General features: G+C 34.1%; 1 protein-coding gene. It reads right to left on the reverse strand.

Annotated elements, in window-relative coordinates:
• A partial coding sequence (locus A9Q93_RS07975; protein WP_303686861.1) for a phosphoribosylformylglycinamidine synthase subunit PurQ occupies nucleotides 1–941 on the reverse strand: 941 nt, incomplete at both ends.

The following is a 941-nucleotide window of genomic DNA, read 5'->3' on the forward strand; positions in this document are numbered from 1 at the left end:
ATACATCACTATTACTAAATCCACCAACTGCACCAATAAATTGTATATCTTCTAGTGTTTCACGTCCCGAAATTAAATCGGTCATGTGGACATCTTTCACATCAAAACCAGCCAAATACATGGCGTTTGCCATTTCACGTTCACTATTACTTCCTTTTTCACGAAGAATAGCCGCTTTTGGTCTAGGTTTAGTTGCATCAATTAATGGAAGTTTTCCTGTAAACTGATTTGGGAATGTATATTGTAAAGGCTGATTTTTGTAGTTGTTAAATCTATCTTCAGCTAAATTATTTGCGGTTTGTTTTTGGTCTAGTAAGAATGAGGTTTTATACCACATGTCTCGTAATCTTGATACGGACAATGTATAGGTATCATTGTTATTGACAATATTAAGGCTATCACTTTCGGTTACTTTTCCAATATTGAAAAATTCAATTTTTGCTTCTGAAAGTACTTGCTCTATAGAATTATCTGTGGACTGAATTACTATTCCTGCGTTTTCAGCAAACAAGATTTTGAACGAATCACTTTCATTTAAAGCCGAAAGGTTTAAATCTGCACCTATATTTACATCAGCAAAACACAATTCTAATAAGGTTGTAATTAATCCTCCTGAAGCAACATCGTGTCCGGCAACAATTTTACCAGACCTAATGAGATTCTGAATGCTGTTAAAAGTTGATTTTAAGAACTCTGGGCTAGTAACTGTTGGACAATCGTTTCCAATTTTATTTACAACTTGAGCAAAGGAACTTCCTCCTAATTTATAGTTGTCTTGTGAGAGGTTGATATAATAAATATCCCCAGTATTTTTTTGAAATACAGGCTCAACCACTTTAGTAATATCATTACAATTTCCAGCTGCAGAAATAATGACAGTCCCAGGAGAAATAACCTCTTCATTAGGATATTTCTGTTTCATTGACAGCGAATCTTTCCCT

The sequence above is a fragment of the Nonlabens dokdonensis genome, assembly GCF_002162835.1.
Taxonomy (GTDB): Bacteria; Bacteroidota; Bacteroidia; order Flavobacteriales; family Flavobacteriaceae; genus Nonlabens; species Nonlabens dokdonensis_B.